The sequence below is a fragment of the Actinoplanes lutulentus genome (assembly GCF_003259845.1).
Taxonomy (GTDB): Bacteria; Actinomycetota; Actinomycetes; order Mycobacteriales; family Micromonosporaceae; genus Actinoplanes; species Actinoplanes lutulentus.
This window is the reverse complement of the sequence record NZ_QLMJ01000017.1, coordinates 147,459-168,619: the sequence shown is the minus strand read 5'-3', so window position 1 is coordinate 168,619 and position 21,161 is coordinate 147,459. Positions and strand designations below refer to the sequence as shown.

The window sequence follows — 21,161 nt, the reverse complement described above, 5'->3', positions numbered from 1 at the left end:
CATGTTCTACAAGCATGATCAGATAGTCGTCGCCGAGGGCGATCGCGCCGCGGTGCAGAGCGCACTCACCGAGCTGGGCATCGGCGTCACCGGGTCGAGCGACATTCGTGAACTCGGCCTGCAGCGGCTCGAACTGGTCAACGTGGACCGCATCCGCGGTGACGCGTACCTGACGCAGTACGCCGAAGCGATCCTGCGGGCCGAGCGCCCGGGCGCCGGCCCGCTGCCGGTCGACAACCTCGACCTGCTGCTGTTCCGGCTTCGGTTCGACTTCGCCCGCCTGTACAGCGGGTGGGTTCCGGTCATCGCCAAGAACCGCACCGTCACGACCGCCGAGGGCTTCGACGAGATCATCGGCGGCCGGCCGTCCGGGCCCGTCGGGGAAGCGGAGATCGACGCCAACGGCGAGATCAACGGCGGTGGCGAGATCAACGGCGGCGGTGGCGGCCTGACCGTGCTGAAAGGCCACGTCAATGTCATCAACGGCCCGCGGGACGCGGGGGCCGGCGTGACGATCTGTGTCCTGGACACCCCGGTCTACCAGCACGCCGCCTTCGACGGCCACGCCGTCGAGGGCCTGGAGAAGGACGACGGGGCCGGCGAGGTGCCACCGATGGCCGGGCACGGCACGTTCGGCGTGGGCGTCATCCTCGGCCAGGCGCCGGCGGCCACCATCCGCAGCTGCCCGGTCCTGGGCACCGACGGCGGCGCCGACCTCTGGACGGTCGCCGCGACGATGATGAGGCTGGAGAGCGAGGGACGCCTTGACGCCGACATCCTGCATCTGCCGTGGGGCTGCATCACCCGCGACGGCAAAGCGCCGTACGTGCTCGCCGCCGCCATCACCAAACTGGCCCGGCCCGGCCGCGTGATCATCGCCTCGGCCGGCAACCACGGCGACTCCGGCGATCCGGACGTGCCGGAGAACGCGCCCGGTTACCCGGCCGCGCTGCCCCAGGCCATTGCGGTCGGCGCCACCGGCCCGCGCGGCGAGCTCACCGACTTCACCCCGAAACCACTGTCGGCGCCGTGGATCGACGTCGCGGACAGTGGGGACCGGCTGCGCAGTACCTATCTGCGCGACGGGTACGCACAATGGAGCGGCACGTCGTTCGCGGCCGCCCGATTCACCGGCCGCCTGGCAGCCGGTGAGACGGCCGGCGAGACGGCCGGCGACAGGGACTCCGGGGACATCGTCGCGGCCGCCAGAGCCCTCTCCGCACGGTGGCGGGCCGCTTACGACCGGGACTATTCATAGGTGAGCCGGAGGTCTGTGATGCGCGACGACCCGGAAGTCATCGCCCTGGTCACGGCCGCCCGTGACGGTGACGCCGGCGCCTGGAACGCGCTCGTCGAGCGGTACGCCCCACTGGTGTGGTCCACCTGCCGGGCGTACCGCCTCGAGGCCGCCGACGCCGAGGACGTGGGGCAGACCGTCTGGCTGAGCCTGATCGAGCACCTGCCGAAGATCCGTACGCCCGCCGCGCTGCCCGGCTGGATCCTCACGTCGACGCGCCGGGAAGCCCTGCGCGTGCTGCGGATCGGGCAGCGCACCCGGCCGGACGACACGCTCGGCGAGCTCACCGCGGACGCTGATCCGCGCGATGTGGACGAGGAACTGCTGGCGTACGAACGGGAGATCGCGCTGCGGGCCGCCTTCACCGAGCTGCCGACCCGATGCCAGCACCTGCTGTCGCTGCTGATGCAGGATCCACCACCGCCGTACAGCGTCATCAGCTCGAGAATGGGTATGCCCAGGGGTAGCGTCGGCCCGATCCGCGCCCGATGCCTGGACCGGCTCCGGCACTGCCCCGCGCTGGCCGCGTTCATCGAGGAAGGTTCCGATTCCACGGGAGGCGGTGGCACGCGTGAGCAACGAAACCTGGCATGACGACGACCATCTGTTCGCGTCGCTGACGAAAGCGCTCCACGAGGCCGAGGCCGTGCCGCCGTCCTTCGTGGAGAGCGGCAAGGCGGTCTTCGCCTGGTCCACCATCGACGCGGAGCTCGCCGATCTGACGTACGACTCCGAGCTGTTCGCGCCCGAGCTGGTGGACGCGGTCCGGTCGCAGGACGCGTCGTTGCGGGCGCTCACCTACGCGACCGCCGAGCTGACCATCGAACTGGAGATCACCGGCGACGCGGTCCTCGGCCAGATCCTGCCGCCGCAGCCCGGAGCCGTGACGATCTACGTGTCGATCGGGCCGGAGTCCGAGGCGCCGATCGACGAGATGGGCTTCTTCGCCGTCCGCCCGGTGCCGCGGTCGGCGTTCCGGCTGCGCTGCGCCACCACTTCAGGGCTGGACATCAAGACCGGGTTCATCGCGCCGCCGAACTCCCCGCACAGGTAGTCACCGGCGGGTACACGCTGGCGACGGTCGCCAACGCCCAGCGCATCCGTGCGGCCGCCGTCTCCGGGTGGTCGCCGTACTCGGCGGCCATCAGGGCGGCGCATCCGCTGATGCCGCCGTGCTTGACCCACGTCAGCGCGATGGCAGCGGTGACCTCGGCGTGACCGAGTGCACGGCTCTGCGGCAGGTCGCTGGCGAACAACGCCTCAGCGCGGCCGATTCGCAGGTCGAGGGTCATGACACACCTCCCGTGTCGTTGTCTCCAACGCACGGAGGGCGCGGCATGCCCCGTGGATACGTTAGAACTACGGGAAGCCCATGGAAGGATTCGCATGAGTGTTCCTGACGTCGTGATCACCGGATTGGGTGCCACCAGCCCGCTGGGCGGGGATGTGGACAGCCTCTGGCGCAACCTGCTGGACGGCCGTTCGGGGGTTCGCCGCATCGACGAGCAGCTCCAGGGGTTCGCCCACTGGCGGGACCTGCCCGCGCACATCGCGGCGCCGATGGCGGTCTCACCGGACACGCTGCTGTCCCGGGTGCAGGCACGCCGGCTGGACCGCTGCGAGCAGGCCGCCCTGGTCGCCGCGAAGCAGGCGTGGGAGGACGCGGGCACTCCGCAGCTCGAGCCGGAACGGCTGGCCGTGGTGATCGGCACCGGGATCGGGGGAGTGTCCACGATCCTCGATCAGGACGACCTCATCGAGGAGAAGGGTCCGTCGAAGGTCTCCCCGCTGACCATCCCGATGATGATGCCCAACGGGCCGGCCGCCTGGGTGAGCATCGAGCTCGGGGCGCGGGCCGGCACCTATACGACGGTGTCCGCGTGTGCGTCCGGCGCCGAGGCGCTGAGCATGGGCGCCCGGCTGATCCGGTCCGGTGAGGCGGACGTGGTGATCGCCGGTGGCGCCGAGGCCTGCATCACGCCGCTCACGATCGCCGGGTTCGCGCAGGCCCGGACGCTGTCGCGGCGCAACGACGAGCCGGAGCGGGCGTCGCGTCCCTTCGATGTGGACCGGGACGGGTTCGTGCTGGGGGAGGGCGCCGGCGTGGTCATCCTGGAGCGGGCCGATTTCGCGGCCGCCCGTGGCGCGCGGGTCCTGGCGAAGCTGGCCGGTTTCGGGCTCACCGCCGACGCCCACCACATCACCGGTCCCGACCCGGAGGGCAAAGGCCAGATCCGGGCCATTCAGGCGGCGTTGTCGTCGGGCGGGCTGACCCCGGCCGACGTCGAGCACGTCAACTGTCACGCCACGTCGACGGTGGTCGGCGACATCGGGGAGGCCAACGCGATCCAGGCGGCGCTCGGTGATCACGTGGTGCTGACCGCGCCGAAGTCGAGCATCGGGCACCTGGTCGGCGCGGCCGGTGCGGTGGAAAGCATCATCACCGTGCTGACGATCCGGGACGGGATCATCCCGGCGACGCTGAACCTGGAGTCCAAGGCGCCGGAGGTGAAACTCGATGTGGTGACCGGGCAGCCGCGCCGGCAGCCGGTCCGGGCGGCGATCTGCAACTCGTTCGGGTTCGGCGGGCAGAACGTGTCGCTGCTGTTCACGCGGCCGGACTAAGACCTGGTTAGACCCTATGTAGAAAACCAGGCTAGGGTGTCTGCCATGACGTCCCCCGTACGAGTGACGGCCGCCGTGTCGAAGGTGCTCGCGGCGTTCCTCGAAGATCCTGAGGCCGACCGTTACGGCCTCGACCTGATGCGCGCCAGCGGACACCCCAGCGGCACGCTGTACCCGATCCTGCTCCGGCTCCAGCGTGCCGGCTGGGTGGCGGCCGAGTGGGAGCAGATCGACCCGGTCGCCGCCGGCCGGCCCGCCCGGCGCTATTACCGGCTCACCCCGGACGGCCTGGTTGCCGCGCGTACCGAAATCGCCGCCTTGCGGCAGCAGCTCGACCGGGCGCTCGGCGGCGTCGCGAAGCCGAGGCCGGCATGAGCAGGGAGAGCGGCATGAGTAGGCTCGCTCGCTGGGCCCTGGACGCGGCCGCACGCCGCTGGCCCGCCGAGATCCGCGAGGAGATGGCGCGCGAGTGGCACGCCGAGCTGACCGCCATCGAGAGTCAAGGACAACGACTTGGGTACGCCCTGAGTCTGCTGACCTCGCCTCCCGTGCGGGACCGGACCGGCGCGCCACGCGGCTGGGCCGAGACGACCGGGTCGCTCACCCCGGCCGCGGTGCTCGTGCTGGCCGGCCTGTTCACCCTCGGCGTCTCCGGGCTGACCACCGCGGTCGCCTCGGTGGGGCTGCGGTTCGCCGGCGTCGAGGCGTACATGATGACCTGGACCCCGGCCATCGTCAGCGGCCTGCTGCTCTCGGTGTGGTGCGTGCTCGCCGGTCGGTGGCTGGGCCGGCGGATGCCCCTGGAGACCGATCGGCTCGCCTTCTACACCCCGCTGCTGCTCACGCCCGCGCTGCTGGCGCCCGTCGCGACCGACCTGTTCCACCTGCTGTCACTGGTCCTGGCGCTGATCGTCTGGGTGCCGGGGATCGGTCTGCTCGGTAAGCGCGGTGTGCTGACCAGGCTCATCGGCGTACCCATGGTGTGTGGTGTCGCGGCAGTTGCCGCGACCGTGCCGATGGCGGTGACCAGCGACGAGGGGTGGAAGGTCGCTGTCGCGTCGCTGACCGGCGGCTTTCCTCCGGAGTCGTTCTTCGTGATCCTGGACGGGCTGAGCAGCCGGGCGTTCTACAGCTTCGGGCCGTGGGCGATCACGCTGGTCGCGTTCGCGGTGCTCGCCCTCTCCTATCAGAGCGGGGCGATGCGACCGGTCCCCAGGGTCTTGCGGGCCGAAGAGGCTCAGGAATCCGGGTCGGCTCCGGCGGCCGTGTCCGCGGCCGGCGCCGTCTGTGTCGCGCTCGCCATCAGTGGCTGGGCCTACACGGTCACGGTGCTCACCCCCGCGATGCCGGGCGTCTCGGCCAGCGCGCCGATGCCCGGCGGCGACGGCGAGATCTACCTCTGGGTGGCCGAGCTGCGCTGGGGAGCGATCCTGCTCGCGGCGCTCGGATTGCTCGTCGCCGCGGCCGCCCGCAGACGCGCGGTGGTCGGCGCGGTCGTGCTCGCGGTGCTGCTGCTCGTGGCCAACGCCGTGCTGACCCAGATCGAGGCGGACGTGCTGCCGGTGGCGCTGCTGGTCGGGGGCGTCGCGGCGCTGCTCGCCTGGCTGACCGTCGGCGGTCCGGTCGAGGGGGCGCGGCTGGCCGGCACGATTCGCCGCCGGGTCGCCGTGGGCGCGGTGATCGCGGCGGCCAGTTCGCCGCTGCTGCTCAGCCAGGGCACGCCGGGGGTGAACCACCCGTTCCTGCCGGCTTCGATGCTGCCGGTCACGACCGGGCTGGGGCTGCTCGGAGTGCTGCTCGCTGCGGTCGCTGCGGTCTCGCTGAGCCGCCGCCGGCTTGCGGTGTGGGTGCGGGTGCTGCTGGTCGCGGTGCCGTCGGCGATCGTCGTGGTGGCCGGGCTTCTGCCTGTCGACGTGAGCTCCGAGGACGTCGGTTACGCGCAGTTCGGCGGCTTTGTCGGGCTGCCGTTCGCGGTCGTCGTGGTGGCGTTGCTGCGGCGGCATCGGGATCGGGCGCGGGGGCGTACCGCGGTGATCTGGACCTTGATGGTTCTCGCGGCTGTTCCGGGGACGCTGGCGTTGTGGCTGGCCTCGATCTACTTCGGGATGGTCGCGCCCAACCTGCTCTTCGCGATCGAGGGCTCGGGGTATCCGGCGGACGGGTTGTCGGTGGTTCCCGGTGCGGCGTTGCTGGTGGCGCCGTTCGCGGTACTGGTGGCGGCGCGGCTCGACGGGGGAGCGGAGGCCGGCCAGCGGGTGGAGCCGGTGCCGGTCCTCGACCCGGTCGGCTGAGGTTATTGCAAGAAGTTTGCAACTGCGGGATAGTGGTCACAGGAACGGGTGTTGCGTGGCCGTGACCCGTCGTTCCGCAGCATGAGGGCGTCCCGGCCCGCGATGATCCAGCTCGCCGGGGCGCCCTTGGCATGTCCGTTAATGATCGCGCAGCAGGGAACCCGCGCCGCTCACCCGGTCGCTGATGCCGTGCTCGCGCAGCGCGTGCCAGAGCGTCGCCGTGTTGATGGCGATCACCGGTTTGCCCAGCTCCTTCTCCAGTTCCTCGGCCAGCCCGACGAACGACAGGTTGGTGCCGACCTGGACGATCGCCTCGACGCCCGGACCGTCCAGCTCCGCGATCACCTCGCGCAGCCGCTCGGGCGGCACCCGGGCGATGTCGGTCGCGGTCGGGCAGCGCAGGCCGGTGATGGCCGCGACGTCGAATCCGGCCTCGGTGAAGAAGCGGCCGACCTCGCGGTCGGCGATCGGCTGGTACGGCGAGAAGACCGCGATCCGGCGGCAGCCGAGCTCGTGCAGCGCTGCCCGGCAGGAGCTCGCGCCGGTGGTCACCGGCAGCCCGGTCTGCTTGCGCAGCCGCTGCTCGAACGCGGCGTTGCCCTCGACACCGCCCCAGAACGTCTCGGCGGACATCCCCATGACCATCCGATCCGGCTCGGCGGTGAGCACGTCGCGGACCGCCGTGTCGATCGACGCGCGGATCTGGCCGAGCAGCGCTTCGAAGCCGGCGTCGTCGTTCATCACCGGGTTCGGGATGTGCATGGACCCGGCGCGGAAGGCGACACCGGGAACGCGGGCACTCCAGTAGTCGTGCTCGACGACGGTGTTGGTGCTGGGCACGATCACGCCGAAGACGGCGCGCGGTCCGACGATGTTGGTCAAGGCTGCCCCAGTGATCTCGTGACGGTATCGACGATGCGGTGGGCGCGGTCGCGCGCGGCGGTGCGGTCCAGCAGCAGCGCGTCCAGCAGCAGCGGCGAGGCGATCATCGCGACGCCGTCCTCGCGGTCGCCGTCGCCGACGCCGGCGGCACGCATCACCTGGTGGAACGGGGCGAGCAGGTCGCTGACATAGCGGTGGCGCAGCTCGGCCATCCCGGCGACGACCAGGGCCTGCAGGAACGCGCCGACCGGCCGGTCGCGCAGGCGGTCGCAGAGCAGGTCGACCTCGGCGTGCAGATCCTCGGCGAGGTCGCCTTTCGGCTGGCCTGGCGGGATCGGGGCGACGTCGATCAGTGCGGCCAGCACGGCGGCCGGTGTCGGCCAGTGCCGGTAGATGGTCGACCGGGAGACGCCGGTGACCTGGAACAACCGTTGCGCCGTCAGCGCGGCCGGGCCCTCTTCGAGCAGCAGTTTCAGGGCCGCCGTGAGCACGATTGCCTCGGTGTCGCTGGTCGGCCCGGCAGGACGTCCTGGTCGAATCACCTGGTTAACACTACACCTTGTACGCGAAACTAATAGCCGCTACATTCCGTACCGGAAACCATCCGGCAGAGCCCTGGAGGACCGATGCGTCCGCACGTCGAGATCGTTGATGAACGTGACCTCATCTGGCACGTCGCCGAGTTCCAGCACGCCACCGGCGACGCCGAGCAGCGCAACCTCAGCTACGACGAGGAGGACGGCTCCGCCTCGCTGAAGGTGCGCTTCACCAGCGACTGGTCACGCCCCGCCGGCGTGCACCAGGCCGACACCGAGTGGTACGTCCTGTCCGGCCAGGTCGTCATCGGCGACACCACGCTGAACGCGCAGGGGTACTGGGCTGCGCCCGCCGGCGTCTGGACCCCGGCGATCACGGTCACCGAAGGCACCGAGGTCCTGCTGTTCCGTGAGTACGGCGACTGGCACTTCGATCTCGCCGCGTCAGCCGGCTCCGACAAGGAGCTCGTCGTGCTCGACAGCGCGGCGATGCCGTGGATCGACGTCAAGGACGGCAGCCCGATGCGGTTCGACCTCGGCGGCACGCCGGTCCCGGGTCTCTACATCAAGCTGCTGTACCGCGACCCGAAGACCGGCTTCTACACCCGGCTGATCAAGGCGAAGCCCGGCTGGCGGGAGCAGCCTCTCGCGCATCACCCCTGCTCGGAGGAGGCGTACTGCCTCGACGGCGCGTTCGACTACAACTTCGGCAAGATGTGGCCGGGCACCTATTTCTGGCGGCCGCCGCTGATCCGGCACGGCGACTTCACCGCGGACGCCGAGGCCGGGTGCACCTGGCTGATCCGCTCCGACGCCGACCTCGTCGACTGGTACACCGACAACGCGCGGGTCGAGATGCACGGCGACGCCACCAACTGGGGCGAGGGCTTCCCGCAGAGCGTCGCACCGCGTTACATCGAGCCGGTCCGCTCCCGCAGCATCGGTCGCTGGGGCGACCCCGCCTATCAGTGACGCTTTTTTTTGGTACGGGTTTGGGTCACAGCCAGCCGGCGCGGCGCAGCAGCAGGTAGAGCAGCGCCGCGCTGGAGACGATGATCAGCATGACGCTCGCGTATCCGTAGTGGCTGGCCAGGCCGGGCATGTGGGCGAAATTCATGCCGTACAGCCCGGCGATCGCGGTGGGCAGCGCGCCGATGGCGGCCCAGGAGGCGATCTTGCGCATGTCGTTGTTCTGATCCACGGTCAGCTGGGTGAGGCGGGCCTGGAGCAGGGCGCTCAGGACGTCGTCGAAGGCGACCACCTGCTCCATCGCGGCGGTGTGGTGATCGGCGACGTCGCTGAAGTACCGGCGGACCTCCGGCGACAGGTCGGTGAAGTGCTCACCGGCCAGCGCGGCGAGCGGGCGGTGCAGCGGAACCACTGCTGCCTTGAACTTCATCTGCTGCCGTTTCAGCTGGTAGATCTGCTCGACTGTGATCGGGGTCCCGGGCGCGAACACGGCGGCCTCGGTCAGGTCGAGGTCGGTCGACATGGCGGCGGCGATTTCGACGTACCCGTCCACGAGGCGGTCCAGGACCGCGTGCGCTACCGACCACGGGCCGCCGGCCAGCAGCCGCGGGTCGGCGCTCAGGTCGGCGCGCAGCGAACCGAGCTCCATGACGGTGCCCTGGCGGACCGAGATGACGAAGTCCGGGCCGACGAACAGGAAGACGAAACCGGTGCTGACGATCTCGCTGGTGGCGGTGACCCGCTCGTGGTCGAGATATTGAGCGGCGTGCATCACGAAGAACACCACGTCCTCGTACCGCTCGATCTTGACCCGCTGCTCGCGGTGCAGGACGTCCTCGACGGCGAGCGGGTGCAGGCCGAACACCTCGGCGACCCGGTTCAGCGCGGCCTCGGTGGGCTCGTGCAGGCCGAGCCAGACGAACGCGCCGTCGGTCGCTCGGGCCTGCTCCCGCAGCCGCGCCAGGTCGGCGGCCGAGCCGGGACTCTCCACCACGGTCCCGTCGACGAACAGGTCGCAGCCCACGATCGCGGTGTGGTCGGCGCGCCCACGGCCGGCTGGCCGGGGCGGCTGCCAGGTGCGTCGTGCGTCCACTGATCGCTCACCCCCGGTCGGGAGCTTACTGAGGTTTACCGGTGAGGGTGAAGCGGTGGTCGAGCCAGGGGAGCAGTTCGCGGTACGCGATGATCGAGTCGGGCTGGCCGCCGTCGTGGGACAGGATGATCGAGCCCTTGCGGGTCTGCTTCTGTACGGCTTTGACCACACGCTGGACGTGCTGGGCGTCGGTTTCGCCGGCCGGGTGCGACCAGTCGCGCGGGTCCACCCGCCAGTAGATCGATGTCATACCCAGGTCGGCGGCGATCCGCACCATCGGCGTGGTGAAGTTGCCGGCGGGGGCCCGGAAGTAGCCGATCTTCGCGTCCGGTGCGGCCTTGTGGATGGCGTCATTCGTACGCTTGAGGTCTTTTTTGATCTTGTCGGCGGGGAGCTTGCCGAGGTGTTCGTCGTGGTGCCAGCTGTGGTTGCAGAGGCTGTGGCCGCCGGCGACGATCTGCCGGATCAGGGCGGGGTGGTCCGCGACATTCGTGCCGATCACGCAGAAGGTGGCGTGCACGTCGTACTTGGCGAGGAGTTTCAGCAGCTGCGGGGTGGTGTCCGGGTCGGGGCCGTCGTCAAAGGTGAGCGCGATGGCCTTGCTGCCGGTGGTCATGAAACTGCCGCCCGGGCCGCTGCCTTCGGGTGGCTTCGTGGTTGTGGTGGGGCCGGCGCTGCTCGGGGCGCTGGTGGCCTCGGTGGGGCGCGGGGAGACGGATGCCGGTGCGCTTGACGCCGGTGCGCTTGATGCCGGCGGGTCTGATGCGGACGGGCTCGGCGCCGGTGGGCTTGATGCCGGTGGGCTGGGCGCTGTCGTCGGTGCCGGGCTCGGCGGCTCGGAGACGGTGGTGGCCGTCGTGATGGCGGGAGTAGGCGCCGCCGGTGCTGCCGAGGGTGGTGCTGTTCCGCAGGCGGCGGTGGTGGCCGCGCTCACGGTGATGACAGCGATGGCCTTCATGGCCCTGGTCCGCATCGGAAACCCCCGTTTTCTCGGCGAGATCCCATGATTCGGGCTGTCCGATGAGCACGGTTAGGGCGGACGTAACAGGGTGATCAACAAGACGGATCGGTTTTGCCGTGCCGCGACCCCGCCGGATCACCGGTGAGGTCGCGGCCGCGGATCAGTGGGTCCTGGCCGGAACGGGACTGGTCGCCGGCCGGCGGCGGACGAAGTAGAGGGAGGCACCGGTCAGGCCGAGGGCCAGGGCGAACAGCGACAGGTGCAGGGCCGGGTCGGCGATCGGGACGAAGCCGATGACGGCCACCGGGATCTGGACCACGGCGATCAGGGCGGCGAGCAACCAGCGGCGCTGGCCGCGCCAGAGCAGAGCCGTCCACACCGGCGACGAGGCCACCAGCAGGGTCAATGCGTCGAGGACGGCGTGCAGGGTGGGGTTGTGCACCCGGTTGTGGGCGAACGCCTGCGCCGGTGAGGCTATCCACAGGGCGGCGACGAGAAAACCGGTGATGACGGCGGCACGACGCATGAACAGCCTCCCAGAGTAACGACTCCGTTGCTTTTGGTAACCAACGGTACGGAAGGGATGGGAGGGCGTAAAGGGCCGTACCGGTCAGCTCACCCGGGCGGCGGGATGCGACATGGCGGTGACCAGGTCTTCGCGGGCACGGGCCACCCGCGAGCGGATCGTGCCGACCGGGCATTCACAGACCTCAGCCGCCTCGGCGTACGACAGGCCGAGCACCTGGGTGACCACGAACGCCTCACGCCGCTCGTCGCTCAGGCCGGCGAGCAGATCGGTGAGGGCCTGCTGCTCCTCGAAACGAGGGCGGCTGTGCGGGTCGGCGGCATCGGCGGTGACCACCCAGTCGGTGACGCCTACGACCCGGGGCCGGCGGGTGACGTGCCGGACGTGGTCGGCGGCGGTCTTCTCGTCGCGGTGCTTCGAGCACAGGTACGGCCGCAGGACGCGAACGGTTCACGGGAACCAGGGCGGCCGCGACCGAAACGCTGGGTTGCCGGGCTTTTCGCGGGTTTTCTGCTGGGTGCCGGGGGCGCTGGTGGCGAGCGGTTCCCATTCGTTCTCTGAGCATGGGTTCTTCGGGTTCATGGATCTGCCGCGAGTAGTGCGTCGCCAGGAAATCGGTGGTCAGGCCCTGGCGCTTTGCCCGAGGCTGCCTTGATGAGCAGCAGTGACCTGTGGGATGCCGAGACGGCTGAGCGTTACGACGAGAGTTCCGCTTTCATGTTCGCACCGGAAGTGCTGGAGCCTGCGGTCCGGTTTCTGGCAGAGATGGCAGGCGATGGACCGGTACTGGAGTTCGCGATAGGTACCGGGCGAGTGGCCATACCCTTGGCCGAACGCGGCGTGTCCGTGGCCGGTATCGAACTCTCGCAACCGATGGCCGACCAGCTCCGCAAGAAGCGAGCGGATATCCCTGTCGTGGTCGGCGACATGGCGACCAGCACGGCGCCCGGGGAATTCTCGCTGGTATACGTGGTCTGGAACAGCATCGGAAACCTGCGCACCCAGGCTGAGCAGGTCGCCTGCTTCCGCAACGCCGCCCGCCATCTCACCCCCGGAGGTCGATTCGTCATCGAGCTGTGGATCCCGGGCATCCGGCGCTTTCCGCCGGGGCAGGCGGCTGTGCCCTTCCACATCGGCCGGCACCACGTCGGCTTCGACACCTATGACATGGCCACCCAACAGGGCACGTCCCATCACTATCGCCGCCACTCAGACGGCACGGTGACCTATGGCGCCAGCAACTTCCGCTACATCTGGCCGGCCGAATGTGACCTGATGGCTCAGCTCGCCGGGATGCACCTCGAACGCCGTCTCGCCGACTGGAACGGCAGCCCTTTCACGAACGACTCCGAAAGCCACGTCTCCGTGTGGCGAAAGCCGATGTGAAGCCCGGGATTGCAGGCCATACGACGTACTTTGGCGCCACACCCACTGCAGATGTGGTCACATCCACAACGGGTGTAACCACGTTTTGCGGTACGTCGCCCTCTACCTGCTACCGGCAATCTTGAGCGATTCTCCACCCCTCCAGGTGGAAAATCGCTCAAGATCTCCAGGAAGTCATCGCGCGGCATGCCTGCGCACTGATCTGCCGCAGTCCGCTTGCGGTCAACGTTCAGCAGCTCCGCCCAGCCCTCATGGGCGAGATCTGCTGCGACCAGGATGTCGCGCCAATCGCCTTGAGCCATCGCCACAGCGAGTAGGAATCGCTGGCTGCTTCGGCCAGCAGACCGAGAATGGGATCGACCTCGTCCGGCGGGAACCGTTGGCGGGCATAGGCATCCAACCGGCTGCTGATCATATGCGCCAGTGTGCCTTCGTCAGTTAACCCCTCGGAGATAGGTGGGCGCGCCCACCGGCGCGTAGCTGGGTGCGGGTGCGCATCAGGATTCGTCCGAGCATGTTCTTGCCGGTGCCGCTCCGGCCGCGTCCCCAGTAGTCGTCGGTGCTGGTGTCCTCGACGATCTCCTCGTCGCCGGTGTCCAGCAGGGTGGCGCGGATGTCGGCGTGGGCGGTGAACTTGGCCGTCACGGCCCGGCGCATGACGTCGTCTTTGACCCGTTCCCAGTCACGGCGCAGCGGCCGGGACCGGTCGCGGCCCAGCTCGGCGGCCCGCAACGGGGTCGCAGCCCGCCGGATGAGGTCGGCGTGGCGGGTTCCGGGGAACTTCTGGGCTTGGAAGTAGTGCTCGGAGGTCGTCCACCAGTGGCCGTCGAGGTCGAAGCCGTGGCCGGAGAAGTTGGAGAAGCAGCCGTACGGAACCTCGTCGGCACCGTAGAAGTAGATCGTCACCTGGGCCTCGGAGCGGGTCGGGGATCTGCACCGTGTCACAGGCATCGACAGAGCGGCAACCGAGTTCGCCGGCCACCCCGGGTCAGCCGCGAGTCGCGCACTCACGAGGGTTCTGGGCAAGACGGGAAGCAGGATCAATCTCCGATGAACACCAGTTCACCGTGCTCGGCGGCACAGCGCACAGCCATGGCGTGAAGCCGTCGCAACCCGCGACGCTCAGGGCCGGGCGTCGCTTCGGTGAGCAGAAGTTCGACCTCGATCATCAGGTGCCGCAACTGGGCAGAGCCGAGGCTGCCGCGCTGCGCTGGACCCGGAGGTCAGCGACAAGCTGAGGTGTATCGGGGGCGTCAAAGGCGAACCCGATGGTGTCGACATCGCGTTAACGATCATCCCGGCGGATGAAAGGGCGCCTTTACTTGTCGTCATGGCTGCTCCGGGAAGATCCTTGCTGCGTTCGGATTTCTGGCGATGGTCCTCTGACGAGTTGAGCCGCCTGGTTGCTCCGGCCGGGCCGGCCACGAGCGTCGAGCTCAAAGTCGTCGTCCCCGAAGAGGCGCACGCGTTCACCTGCGCGGCGCTCGGCGTCGACCTCGACTGGGCCGCGACCCGCCGGGTGTGGTTCCTCGACACGCCGGACCTCGCGCTGGAGCGCAGCGGTGTCGTCGCCCGGCTACGCCAGATCGGCGACGGACGCGACGACTCGGTGATCAAACTGCGGCCGGGTCGTCCGGTCGCGGCCAAGCGCTGCACCGTCGAGGTTGACGCGATGCCGGGACGCCTCGTGCGCACCACCGCGATCCGTAAGCGTCTGCGCCACGGCATGGCCGAGAGCCGCCGCCCGTGGTCGGCGTTCTTCTGCCGCACACAAAGAATCCTGTTCGCCTCGCAGGCGCCCGCGGGCCTCACCATCGATGACCTGGTGGCGCACGGGCCGGTGGGCGTACGCCGGATCAAGGTTGTCCCGGACGGCCTGGACCGGCGGCTCACCGTGGAGCGGTGGACGTTCCCGGACGGCTCGTGGATCCTCGAACTCTCCACTCGCTGCGCGGCCGCGGAGGCCCTTGAGGTCGCCGCGCGGACGGCGGAGGTGTTGCGGGCACATCGGGTTGAGGCGATCGGTCCTCAAGAGACCAAGACGCACGCCACGCTCGCCTATTTCAGCCGGTGACCGGGCTTCTCGGCAGGGTCGAGCAGCGGGGTCCAGAGCAACGCGGCCACGCCCAGGGCGACGCCGATGAACGGGCCGATCGCGACGGCTAATCCGATGAGAATCACCATGGCCTCACCATCCTCCCTGCGTCGGGGGAGCGCCCGCCCGGCTCTGGATTAATACGCGCTATTAACGGCCGTCCGCCGAGATCCGCTCGATACTGGATCTGTCTGCGTTGATCATCGGCGCAGCGGCCGAACGGGGATGATCGTGCTCGACCAGAAGCTGCCCGCTGCCCATGCCGAGGGCGGGACCGGGCACGATGCTGTGCGCCTGGCGGTGGTGGTCGGGGCGCTCGGTGTGGTGTTCGGCGACATCGGGACCAGCCCGATCTACACGTTGCAGACCGTGTTCAACCCCGCCGACCCGCATCCGGTCCCGGTCAGCACCGGCAACGTGTACGGCGTCGTCTCGCTGATCTTCTGGTCCGTGATGATCATCGTGACGCTGACGTACGTGCTGCTCGCGATGCGCATCGACAACGACGGTGAGGGCGGCATCATGGCCCTGATCACGTTGCTGCGCCGGTGGACGGCGCCTCGGGGCAGGCGTACCGCTGCCGCTCTTGCCGGGCTGGGCATCTTCGGGGCGGCGCTGTTCTTCGGGGACAGCATGATCACGCCGGCTATCTCCGTACTCTCGGCTGTTGAGGGTTTGAAGATTGTCGCCCCGTCGCTGGAAGAGGGGATCGTTCCGATCACCGCGGTGATCATCGTGGTGCTGTTCGCGGTGCAGCGGCAGGGCACGGCGGCGATCGGGCGGCTGTTCGGGCCGATCATGATCGCCTGGTTCGCGGCGATCGGCGGGTTCGGTGTTGCCGGTATCGTCGAGGAGCCCGGAATCCTCAAGGCGCTGTCGCCGAGTTATGCGCTGACGTTTCTGGCCGGGAATTTCGGGATCGCGTTCTTCGCGCTCGCCGCGATCGTCCTGGCCGTCACCGGCGCCGAGGCGCTCTACGCGGACATGGGCCATTTCGGTCGTCGGGCGATCACCCGTGGCTGGTTGTCGCTGGTGCTGCCGGCGTGTGTGCTGAGCTACCTGGGTCAGGGCGCGCTGATCCTCAAGGATCCGGCCAACATCAGCAGCCCGTTCTTCCTGCTGGTTCCGGGCTGGGGACGCTGGCCGATGGTGCTGCTGGCCACCGCGGCGACGGTCATCGCCTCGCAGGCGGTGATCACCGGGGCATACTCGGTCGCCGCGCAGGCCGCGCGTCTCGGCTACCTGCCACGGCTGCGGATCACGCACACGTCGGCGTCCACGATCGGTCAGATCTACGTTCCGTGGATCAACTGGCTGCTGCTGGTCTCGGTGCTCACGCTGGTCTTCGCGTTCCGCAGTTCGGCAGCGCTGGCGTACGCGTTCGGCATGGCCGTGATCTGCACGATCACCATCACCACGCTGCTGTTCTTCTACGTCGCCCAGTCGCGCTGGGGCACCCCACGATGGGTCCTCGCCGCCGGAGCGATCATCCTGGTCTCGGTCGACCTCCTGTTCGTCGGCGCGAACCTCACCAAACTCGCGCACGGCGCCTGGCTGCCGCTGCTGATCGGCCTGACCGCGTTCACCGTGATGACCACCTGGCAGCACGGCCGCGAGATCGTCACCGCGAACCGGCAGCGCCACGAGGGCTCACTGCGCGACTTCGTCTCGCAGCTGCAAGCCAGCACCACGACGGTCACCGTCCCCGGCACCGCCGTCTTCCTCAACCGCGGCGGCCAGACCGCTCCTCTGGCGCTGCGCGCCAACGTCGAGAACAACCACGTCCGTCACGCTCGCGTCGTGATCATGTCCATCGAGATCCAGCCACTGCCCAGGGTCCCGGAGGCGGAGCGCACGGTCATTGACGATCTTGGGTACGGAGATGACGGCATCATCTTCGTGACCGTTCGTTACGGGTACATGGAGACGCCGGACATCCCGGCCGCACTGCGCGGACTGTCGCCGGAGCAGACCGAAGGGCCGCTCGACACCGACGACACCACCTATTACCTGTCCAAGATCGAGCTGCTCAGCTCGGCGGAGCGGACCATGGCGCCGTGGCGCAAGCGGCTGTTCATCGCGACCTCGCACATCACCGCGGACGCCGCCGAGCAGTTCGGCCTGCCGCGCGACCGGACCGTCATCATGGGCTCACATATCGACGTTTAGCCTTTCCTGCCGGGTCCAGCTCGTCCAGCCACGTTCGCGCATCAGGTTGCGCATCCGATAGGCCTCCGGGTGGGCCTCGTCGGCGAGCGCGTCGAGCAGGTCGAACGGCAGGTCGTCGCTCGTGTCGTCGTCGCTCATCAGCTCGCCGCTGGCGTACGCCTCCTCGGACAGCGTGGCCATGATGTCGGCGGCCTCCCGAAGCCGTTCGTCGATCAGGTCGCTGTCATGCTCGCTGTCCGGGTCGAACTCCAGCAGCTCGGACAGGACGTGGTACAGCCGCACCATCCGCGGGTCCTCGAGTTGCGCGAACTTGGACGGTATCCACTCGCGGATCTCGTCCGGCCAGCGGGCCGCGACCAGGATCCAGCCGTCACGTTCGGCCGCGATCAACTTCTCCGACGTGCCGATCTCGCGGAGCCGGTCGAGGTACGCGAGAACCTCCGGTGGCAGCGCGCCGCTGTTGCCGGCGGCCAGCTGGGCGATCTGTTTGCGGCTGGTCTCCAGCCGGGTGATCTCGTCGGACAGCCGGGTGTCGATGCGGTGGATCGCCGCCGCGAAGGCGTCCTCGCCGGCGTCCAGCAGCGCGGTGATCTCGGAGAGCGGCACCCCGGCGTCGGCCAGGGTGCGGATCTTCAGGAGGGCGACGACGGCGGTCGCGCCGTACCGCCGGTAACCGGAGGCGTCGCGCTCCGGCTCCGGCAGCAGGCCGATCTGGTGGTAATGGCGTACCGCGCGCACGGTGACGCCCGCGTAGGACGCCAGTTGCCCGATCGTCAGCATGACTCTGATCCTTTATGAGATCTTGCGCTTGTACACCATGGTGGCGAACACCCACGCGACCACGAGGATGCCGACGCACCAGGCCAGCGCGGTCCAGATGCCGGTGCCGACGGGCTGGCCGGCGAACAGGTTACGCAGCGTGTCGACGATCGAGGTGACCGGCTGGTTCTCGGCGAACGCCCGCACCGGGGCGGGCATCGTCTCGGTGGGCACGAACGCCGAGCTGACGAACGGCAGGAAAACCAGCGGATACGCGAACGCGCTCGCGCCGTCCACCGACTTCGCGGTCAGCCCCGGGATCACCGCGATCCAGGTCAGCGCCAAGGTGAAGATCACCAGGATGCCGAGCACGGCGAGCCAGCCCAGCACGTCCGCGCTGGTCCGGAACCCCATCAGCAGGGCGACGAGGACGACCACGACCAGCGAGATCAGGTTGGCGACCAGCGAGGTCAGCACGTGCGCCCAGAGCACCGCCGACCGGGCGATCGGCATCGACTGGAACCGCTCGAAGATCCCACCCTGAAGATCAAGAAAAAGACGATAAGCCGTGTACGAGATACCGGACGCGATCGTGATGATCAGGATGCCCGGCAGCAGATAGTCGACGTACTCGGCGGAGCCGGTCTCGATCGCGCCGCCGAATACGAAGACGAACAGCAGCAACAGGGCGATCGGCATGATCGCGGTGGTGATGATGGTGTCCGGGCTGCGCGCGATGTGCCGCAGCGACCGGCCGAGCAGAACCCTGGTGTCGCCGATCATTTCTTGCCTCCGACAAGCTTGAGGAAGACGTCCTCGAGGGTGGGCTGCTTCTCGACGTACTCGACCTTGGCCGGTGGCAGCAACTGCTTGAGCTCGGCGAGGGTGCCGTTCACGATGATCCGGCCCTCGTGCAGGATCGCGATCCGGTCGGCGAGGTGCTCCGCCTCTTCCAGATGCTGCGTCGTGAGCAGCACCGTCGTGCCGCCCGCGGCGAGTTCCTTGACGGCCTGCCAGACTTCCAGGCGCGCTTCCGGGTCGAGGCCGGTCGTCGGCTCGTCCAGGAAGATCACCGGCGGGTTCCCGATCAGGCTCATCGCGATGTCCAGCCGGCGGCGCATGCCCCCGGAGTACGTCGCCACCCGCCGGCCGCCCGCCTCGATCAGCGAGAACCGTCGCAGCAGCTCGTCGGCGATGGTGCCGGCGTTCTTGAGGTGCCGCAGCCGGGCGACCATCACCAGGTTCTCCCGGCCGGTCAGGATCTCGTCGACGGCCGCGAACTGTCCGGTCAGGCTGATCGACTCGCGGACGTCGGCGGCCTGTGAGACGACGTCGAAACCGTTGACGGTCGCGGTGCCGGCGTCCGCCTTGAGCAGCGTGGACAGAATCCTGATCACGGTGGTCTTGCCGGCACCGTTCGATCCGAGCAGGGCGACGATGCTGCCGCGGGCGACCTCGATGTCCACACCGCGCAGCACCGTCACGTCCTTGAAGGACTTCTCCAGCCCCTGTACGACGACTGTCGATGGAGTACTCATGAGCGCCAGCATGAAGGGTTGACGCTGCGTCAGGGTCAAGCCGTTACGACGACCTTTCCGGACGGTGTTCCTTTCTCCAGGTACCGGTGCGCCTCGACGATGTCGTCGAAGTCGAAGACCCGGTCGATCGTGGGGCGCAGCACCCCGCTGCGGACACCGGCGGCCAGGAACGCCGCGACGCGCCGGACGGTCACCGGGTCGACCATGTCGGCGAAGCCCATGTAGCGGTGGATGGTCAGCGACGGGTTCGCCGGGAACGACGCGGGCCTCGGGTCCAGCCAGCCCACCGTCGCCAGGGTGCCGCCGAGCTTCGCGGCCAGCGACAACTCGGCCAGGCCCGGGCCCATGACGGCGTCCAGGATGATGTCGGCGCCTGCCCCGCCGGTGTGCCGCCGGGTCGCCTCGCCCACGTTCTCACGGTCGGTGGCGATCACCGCGGCGGCACCGGCGGCGAGCAGGCTCTCCTCTCTCGCGGTGTGCCGGGTGACCGCGATGGGCACGGCACCGATCTGGTTGGCGATCTGGATCGCGGCCCGCCCGACACCACCGGACGCCGCGGTGATCAGCACGCGGTCGCCGGGCCGCATCCCGCCCTTCTCGACGAGCGCGCCGTACGCGGTGAAGTACGAGACCCAGAGCGCAGCCGCGTCGACGGGGCCGAGACCGGCCGGCCGCGGCACGACCCGGCCGGCGAGGACGGTGGTGTATTCGGCGTAGGCGCCCTTGTCCTCGAAATCGGGCAGGGCGGCCAGGATGACCGGGTCGCCGACGGCCAGCCCGGTGACCTCGGCACCCAGCGCGTCGATGACGCCGGTCCCTTCGACGCCGAGCCGGGCGTGCGGCAGCCGGATCGGTCGCGGCGACTGGCCGGCGCGGATCATCTGGTCGAGCGGGTTCACGGCGAAGGCCTCGATGCGGACGCGTACCTCGCCGGCGGCGGGTTCGACGACCGGCTCGTCGACGATGCGCAGGACTTCCGGACCACCGGTCTCGTCGAACACGACTACTCGTGGCATTGATGGCTCCTTGTGTTTCCAGGGGGTTCGGGAAAAACGCTACGGAGCCGATAGGAACCCGCTGGTAACTTTTGATCCCGTGCACAAGGTCTTCCTCGCTGACTGCCCTGCCCGCCTGGCCATCGAGATCATCGCGGAGAAATGGGCGGTGATCGTGCTGTTCGCGCTCAGCCTGGAGCCGCAACGGCCCGGCGAGCTGGCCGAGCTCATCGGCGGCATCTCCCGCAAGGTGCTCACCCAGACGTTGCGGCGACTGCAGGCCTACGGCCTGGTCGAGCGACATGCGTACGCCGAATCGCCCCCGCGCGTCGAATACAGCCTCACCGCACTCGGCGCCACCCTGGTCGAACCGATCAAGGTGCTCACCGACTGGGCGCGGGTGAACGGTGAGGCGATCGTCGACTTCCAGGAGTCCTCTAGCCGAGGGTGACGGTGGCGCCGCCGGAGAGCAGGAAGTCGTGGAGTTCCAGGGTGGACAGCTTTGCCTTCTTCGGGATGTCGAAGACGAGCTTGCCGGTGACTTTCTCGCCGGGTTCGAGCTTCTCGAAGAACGTCCGGGTGTCGCGGTTCAGGTAAACGGCGGTGAGCTCGTCGTTGCGGTATGACTCGCCGGTGGTGTCGGTGGCCTTCTGCGCGGCGCCGATCAGGTATTTCGGCTCGTCGGCGATATTGCGGACGGATAGTGAGACCACGCAGTACCTGCCCTCGGCGGTGCGTTCGAGGTTCTCAATGCCGACGCTGGTCCGCGAGCAGTCGACGGCGGTGACGACGAACTCGAACTTGCCGTCGCGTACCGGGTCACCCGGGCCGGGCGGTCGTTGGGTTTTTGACGCCTTGGCCTTTGATGCCGTGGGCCGTGCTTTCCCGGCCTGCGGGTCCGCGGCGGCTGCCGCTTGTTCCTGACTCCGGTACTGCTCGGCGGTGGCGCCGGCCGCGAACAGGGCGACGATCACCGCGGCGGCGGCCAGGACGGCGAGCAGCAGCTTGAGTGGCGGTGCGGTCCGCTTCACACCTTCAC

At 69.0% G+C, this 21,161-nt stretch carries 26 protein-coding genes and 1 pseudogene; 12 read left to right on the top strand and 15 right to left on the bottom strand.

Translation table 11 applies throughout. From position 1 onward, the window contains the following. Window position 1 precedes the first annotated feature (1 nt). From B0I29_RS31845 to B0I29_RS31835, 3 genes are read left to right on the top strand one after another with little or no spacing between them, the layout of a single operon-like run. Window positions 2-1,258 carry a S8 family peptidase gene (locus B0I29_RS31845; RefSeq protein ID WP_181558070.1) on the top strand — a complete coding sequence of 419 codons (1,257 nt, stop codon included), beginning with the start codon at window positions 2-4 and terminating at the stop codon, window positions 1,256-1,258. Then, window positions 1,259-1,891: an RNA polymerase sigma factor gene (locus tag B0I29_RS31840; protein WP_245972870.1), complete on the top strand. Its 633-nt coding sequence runs from the start codon at window positions 1,259-1,261 to the stop codon at window positions 1,889-1,891. Further along, a complete protein-coding gene (locus B0I29_RS31835) occupies window positions 1,869-2,351 on the top strand; it encodes a hypothetical protein (RefSeq protein ID WP_111652803.1) in 483 nt (160 codons plus the stop codon). Before B0I29_RS31840 ends, B0I29_RS31835 begins: the two co-directional genes overlap by 23 nt. Here the strand turns inward: B0I29_RS31835 and B0I29_RS31830 are convergent. Next, window positions 2,320-2,589: a hypothetical protein gene (locus B0I29_RS31830; RefSeq protein ID WP_111652802.1), complete on the bottom strand. Its 270-nt coding sequence runs from the start codon at window positions 2,587-2,589 to the stop codon at window positions 2,320-2,322. The genes B0I29_RS31835 and B0I29_RS31830 overlap by 32 nt on opposite strands. A gap of 94 nt (window positions 2,590-2,683) precedes the next feature. Here B0I29_RS31830 and B0I29_RS31825 point away from each other — a divergent pair, with 94 nt between their 5' ends. From B0I29_RS31825 to B0I29_RS31815, 3 genes are read left to right on the top strand one after another with little or no spacing between them, the layout of a single operon-like run. Next, window positions 2,684-3,922 carry a beta-ketoacyl-[acyl-carrier-protein] synthase family protein gene (locus tag B0I29_RS31825; protein WP_111652801.1) on the top strand — a complete coding sequence of 413 codons (1,239 nt, stop codon included), beginning with the start codon at window positions 2,684-2,686 and terminating at the stop codon, window positions 3,920-3,922. A 45-nt stretch (window positions 3,923-3,967) separates the two neighbouring features. Beyond that, complete coding sequence (locus B0I29_RS31820; protein WP_111652800.1) at window positions 3,968-4,297, top strand: PadR family transcriptional regulator; 330 nt, start codon at window positions 3,968-3,970, stop codon at window positions 4,295-4,297. A 14-nt stretch (window positions 4,298-4,311) separates the two neighbouring features. Next, window positions 4,312-6,213 (top strand): hypothetical protein, encoded by a 1,902-nt coding sequence (locus B0I29_RS31815; RefSeq protein ID WP_111652799.1) that lies wholly within the window; start codon window positions 4,312-4,314, stop codon window positions 6,211-6,213. Between the two features lie 138 nt (window positions 6,214-6,351). On the opposite strand, the gene B0I29_RS31810 is transcribed toward B0I29_RS31815, so the two are convergent. Both B0I29_RS31810 and B0I29_RS31805 read right to left on the bottom strand, forming a co-directional pair. Beyond that, window positions 6,352-7,095 carry a maleate cis-trans isomerase family protein gene (locus tag B0I29_RS31810; protein WP_111652798.1) on the bottom strand — a complete coding sequence of 248 codons (744 nt, stop codon included), beginning with the start codon at window positions 7,093-7,095 and terminating at the stop codon, window positions 6,352-6,354. Continuing rightward, on the bottom strand, window positions 7,092-7,637 hold the full coding sequence (locus B0I29_RS31805; RefSeq protein WP_111652797.1) for a TetR/AcrR family transcriptional regulator: 546 nt from the start codon (window positions 7,635-7,637) through the stop codon (window positions 7,092-7,094). The genes B0I29_RS31810 and B0I29_RS31805 overlap by 4 nt, the downstream gene beginning before the upstream one ends. A gap of 84 nt (window positions 7,638-7,721) precedes the next feature. Here B0I29_RS31805 and B0I29_RS31800 point away from each other — a divergent pair, with 84 nt between their 5' ends. Further along, window positions 7,722-8,603 carry a DUF4437 domain-containing protein gene (locus B0I29_RS31800; RefSeq protein ID WP_111652796.1) on the top strand — a complete coding sequence of 294 codons (882 nt, stop codon included), beginning with the start codon at window positions 7,722-7,724 and terminating at the stop codon, window positions 8,601-8,603. A gap of 25 nt (window positions 8,604-8,628) precedes the next feature. Here the strand turns inward: B0I29_RS31800 and B0I29_RS31795 are convergent, their stop codons facing one another. Next, on the bottom strand, window positions 8,629-9,693 hold the full coding sequence (locus B0I29_RS31795) for a magnesium and cobalt transport protein CorA (protein ID WP_111652795.1): 1,065 nt from the start codon (window positions 9,691-9,693) through the stop codon (window positions 8,629-8,631). 25 nt (window positions 9,694-9,718) lie between these two features. Continuing rightward, entirely contained in the window at window positions 9,719-10,309 is a 591-nt protein-coding gene (locus tag B0I29_RS31790; RefSeq protein WP_111652794.1) for a polysaccharide deacetylase family protein, read from the bottom strand. Here B0I29_RS31790 and B0I29_RS31785 point away from each other — a divergent pair. Continuing rightward, a complete protein-coding gene (locus tag B0I29_RS31785; RefSeq protein WP_146616945.1) occupies window positions 10,287-10,700 on the top strand; it encodes a hypothetical protein in 414 nt (137 codons plus the stop codon). The genes B0I29_RS31790 and B0I29_RS31785 overlap by 23 nt on opposite strands. Before the next feature lie 114 nt (window positions 10,701-10,814). On the opposite strand, the gene B0I29_RS31780 is transcribed toward B0I29_RS31785, so the two are convergent. After that, window positions 10,815-11,180 (bottom strand): hypothetical protein, encoded by a 366-nt coding sequence (locus B0I29_RS31780; RefSeq protein ID WP_111652792.1) that lies wholly within the window; start codon window positions 11,178-11,180, stop codon window positions 10,815-10,817. Window positions 11,181-11,264: 84 nt separating this feature from the next. Continuing rightward, window positions 11,265-11,582, bottom strand: a pseudogene (locus B0I29_RS31775) (sigma factor-like helix-turn-helix DNA-binding protein); the annotation flags it as partial. Between the two features lie 252 nt (window positions 11,583-11,834). Here B0I29_RS31775 and B0I29_RS31770 point away from each other — a divergent pair. Beyond that, the gene (locus tag B0I29_RS31770) at window positions 11,835-12,566 is read left to right on the top strand and encodes a class I SAM-dependent DNA methyltransferase (protein ID WP_111652790.1); all 732 of its coding nucleotides are present in this window, start codon (window positions 11,835-11,837) and stop codon (window positions 12,564-12,566) included. A 229-nt stretch (window positions 12,567-12,795) separates the two neighbouring features. Here the strand turns inward: B0I29_RS31770 and B0I29_RS31765 are convergent, their stop codons facing one another. Both B0I29_RS31765 and B0I29_RS31760 read right to left on the bottom strand, forming a co-directional pair. Beyond that, entirely contained in the window at window positions 12,796-12,981 is a 186-nt protein-coding gene (locus tag B0I29_RS31765; protein WP_111652789.1) for a hypothetical protein, read from the bottom strand. A gap of 23 nt (window positions 12,982-13,004) precedes the next feature. Then, complete coding sequence (locus B0I29_RS31760; RefSeq protein ID WP_111652788.1) at window positions 13,005-13,472, bottom strand: riboflavin biosynthesis intermediates N-glycosidase; 468 nt, start codon at window positions 13,470-13,472, stop codon at window positions 13,005-13,007. A 484-nt stretch (window positions 13,473-13,956) separates the two neighbouring features. On the opposite strand from B0I29_RS31760, the gene B0I29_RS31755 reads away from it, so the two are divergent. Further along, window positions 13,957-14,640 carry a hypothetical protein gene (locus tag B0I29_RS31755; protein WP_220091464.1) on the top strand — a complete coding sequence of 228 codons (684 nt, stop codon included), beginning with the start codon at window positions 13,957-13,959 and terminating at the stop codon, window positions 14,638-14,640. On the opposite strand, the gene B0I29_RS47565 is transcribed toward B0I29_RS31755, so the two are convergent. Beyond that, window positions 14,625-14,750 (bottom strand): hypothetical protein, encoded by a 126-nt coding sequence (locus B0I29_RS47565; protein ID WP_260330043.1) that lies wholly within the window; start codon window positions 14,748-14,750, stop codon window positions 14,625-14,627. The genes B0I29_RS31755 and B0I29_RS47565 overlap by 16 nt on opposite strands. Before the next feature lie 142 nt (window positions 14,751-14,892). Here B0I29_RS47565 and B0I29_RS31750 point away from each other — a divergent pair, with 142 nt between their 5' ends. Next, window positions 14,893-16,830: a potassium transporter Kup gene (locus B0I29_RS31750; protein ID WP_245972868.1), complete on the top strand. Its 1,938-nt coding sequence runs from the start codon at window positions 14,893-14,895 to the stop codon at window positions 16,828-16,830. On the opposite strand, the gene B0I29_RS31745 is transcribed toward B0I29_RS31750, so the two are convergent. The 4 genes from B0I29_RS31745 to B0I29_RS31730 are packed head-to-tail and all read right to left on the bottom strand — an operon-like array spanning window position 16,813 to window position 20,143. Further along, window positions 16,813-17,610 carry a MerR family transcriptional regulator gene (locus tag B0I29_RS31745; protein ID WP_111652785.1) on the bottom strand — a complete coding sequence of 266 codons (798 nt, stop codon included), beginning with the start codon at window positions 17,608-17,610 and terminating at the stop codon, window positions 16,813-16,815. The genes B0I29_RS31750 and B0I29_RS31745 overlap by 18 nt on opposite strands. A 12-nt stretch (window positions 17,611-17,622) precedes the next feature. Continuing rightward, window positions 17,623-18,372: an ABC transporter permease gene (locus B0I29_RS31740; protein WP_111652784.1), complete on the bottom strand. Its 750-nt coding sequence runs from the start codon at window positions 18,370-18,372 to the stop codon at window positions 17,623-17,625. Then, on the bottom strand, window positions 18,369-19,127 hold the full coding sequence (locus tag B0I29_RS31735; RefSeq protein WP_245972867.1) for an ABC transporter ATP-binding protein: 759 nt from the start codon (window positions 19,125-19,127) through the stop codon (window positions 18,369-18,371). Before B0I29_RS31735 ends, B0I29_RS31740 begins: the two co-directional genes overlap by 4 nt. 35 nt (window positions 19,128-19,162) lie before the next feature. Beyond that, window positions 19,163-20,143, bottom strand: coding sequence for a zinc-dependent alcohol dehydrogenase family protein (locus tag B0I29_RS31730; protein ID WP_111652783.1), 981 nt, complete (start codon window positions 20,141-20,143; stop codon window positions 19,163-19,165). Between the two features lie 79 nt (window positions 20,144-20,222). On the opposite strand from B0I29_RS31730, the gene B0I29_RS31725 reads away from it, so the two are divergent. Continuing rightward, window positions 20,223-20,573: a winged helix-turn-helix transcriptional regulator gene (locus B0I29_RS31725; protein ID WP_245972866.1), complete on the top strand. Its 351-nt coding sequence runs from the start codon at window positions 20,223-20,225 to the stop codon at window positions 20,571-20,573. Here B0I29_RS31725 and B0I29_RS31720 read toward each other — a convergent pair. Then, entirely contained in the window at window positions 20,560-21,153 is a 594-nt protein-coding gene (locus B0I29_RS31720; protein WP_245972863.1) for a DUF4352 domain-containing protein, read from the bottom strand. The two genes, B0I29_RS31725 and B0I29_RS31720, sit on opposite strands and share 14 nt — an antisense overlap. Window positions 21,154-21,161: the final 8 nt, after the last annotated feature.

Bases quoted from the DNA above. Each gene is read 5' to 3' on its own strand.
- B0I29_RS31770 (WP_111652790.1), top strand. From the start codon at position 11,835: ATGAGCAGCAGTGACCTGTGGGATGCCGAGACGGCTGAGCGTTACGAC.
- B0I29_RS31790 (WP_111652794.1), bottom strand. From the start codon at position 10,309: ATGACCACCGGCAGCAAGGCCATCGCGCTCACCTTTGACGACGGCCCC.
- B0I29_RS31740 (WP_111652784.1), bottom strand. From the start codon at position 18,372: ATGATCGGCGACACCAGGGTTCTGCTCGGCCGGTCGCTGCGGCACATC.
- B0I29_RS31825 (WP_111652801.1), top strand. From the start codon at position 2,684: ATGAGTGTTCCTGACGTCGTGATCACCGGATTGGGTGCCACCAGCCCG.
- B0I29_RS31780 (WP_111652792.1), bottom strand. From the start codon at position 11,180: ATGCGTCGTGCCGCCGTCATCACCGGTTTTCTCGTCGCCGCCCTGTGG.
- B0I29_RS31830 (WP_111652802.1), bottom strand. From the start codon at position 2,589: ATGACCCTCGACCTGCGAATCGGCCGCGCTGAGGCGTTGTTCGCCAGC.
- B0I29_RS31765 (WP_111652789.1), bottom strand. From the start codon at position 12,981: ATGATCAGCAGCCGGTTGGATGCCTATGCCCGCCAACGGTTCCCGCCG.
- B0I29_RS31730 (WP_111652783.1), bottom strand. From the start codon at position 20,143: ATGCCACGAGTAGTCGTGTTCGACGAGACCGGTGGTCCGGAAGTCCTG.
- B0I29_RS31845 (WP_181558070.1), top strand. From the start codon at position 2: ATGTTCTACAAGCATGATCAGATAGTCGTCGCCGAGGGCGATCGCGCC.
- B0I29_RS31785 (WP_146616945.1), top strand. From the start codon at position 10,287: ATGGCCTTGCTGCCGGTGGTCATGAAACTGCCGCCCGGGCCGCTGCCT.
- B0I29_RS47565 (WP_260330043.1), bottom strand. From the start codon at position 14,750: ATGGTGATTCTCATCGGATTAGCCGTCGCGATCGGCCCGTTCATCGGC.
- B0I29_RS31820 (WP_111652800.1), top strand. From the start codon at position 3,968: ATGACGTCCCCCGTACGAGTGACGGCCGCCGTGTCGAAGGTGCTCGCG.
- B0I29_RS31800 (WP_111652796.1), top strand. From the start codon at position 7,722: ATGCGTCCGCACGTCGAGATCGTTGATGAACGTGACCTCATCTGGCAC.
- B0I29_RS31815 (WP_111652799.1), top strand. From the start codon at position 4,312: ATGAGTAGGCTCGCTCGCTGGGCCCTGGACGCGGCCGCACGCCGCTGG.
- B0I29_RS31745 (WP_111652785.1), bottom strand. From the start codon at position 17,610: ATGCTGACGATCGGGCAACTGGCGTCCTACGCGGGCGTCACCGTGCGC.
- B0I29_RS31735 (WP_245972867.1), bottom strand. From the start codon at position 19,127: ATGAGTACTCCATCGACAGTCGTCGTACAGGGGCTGGAGAAGTCCTTC.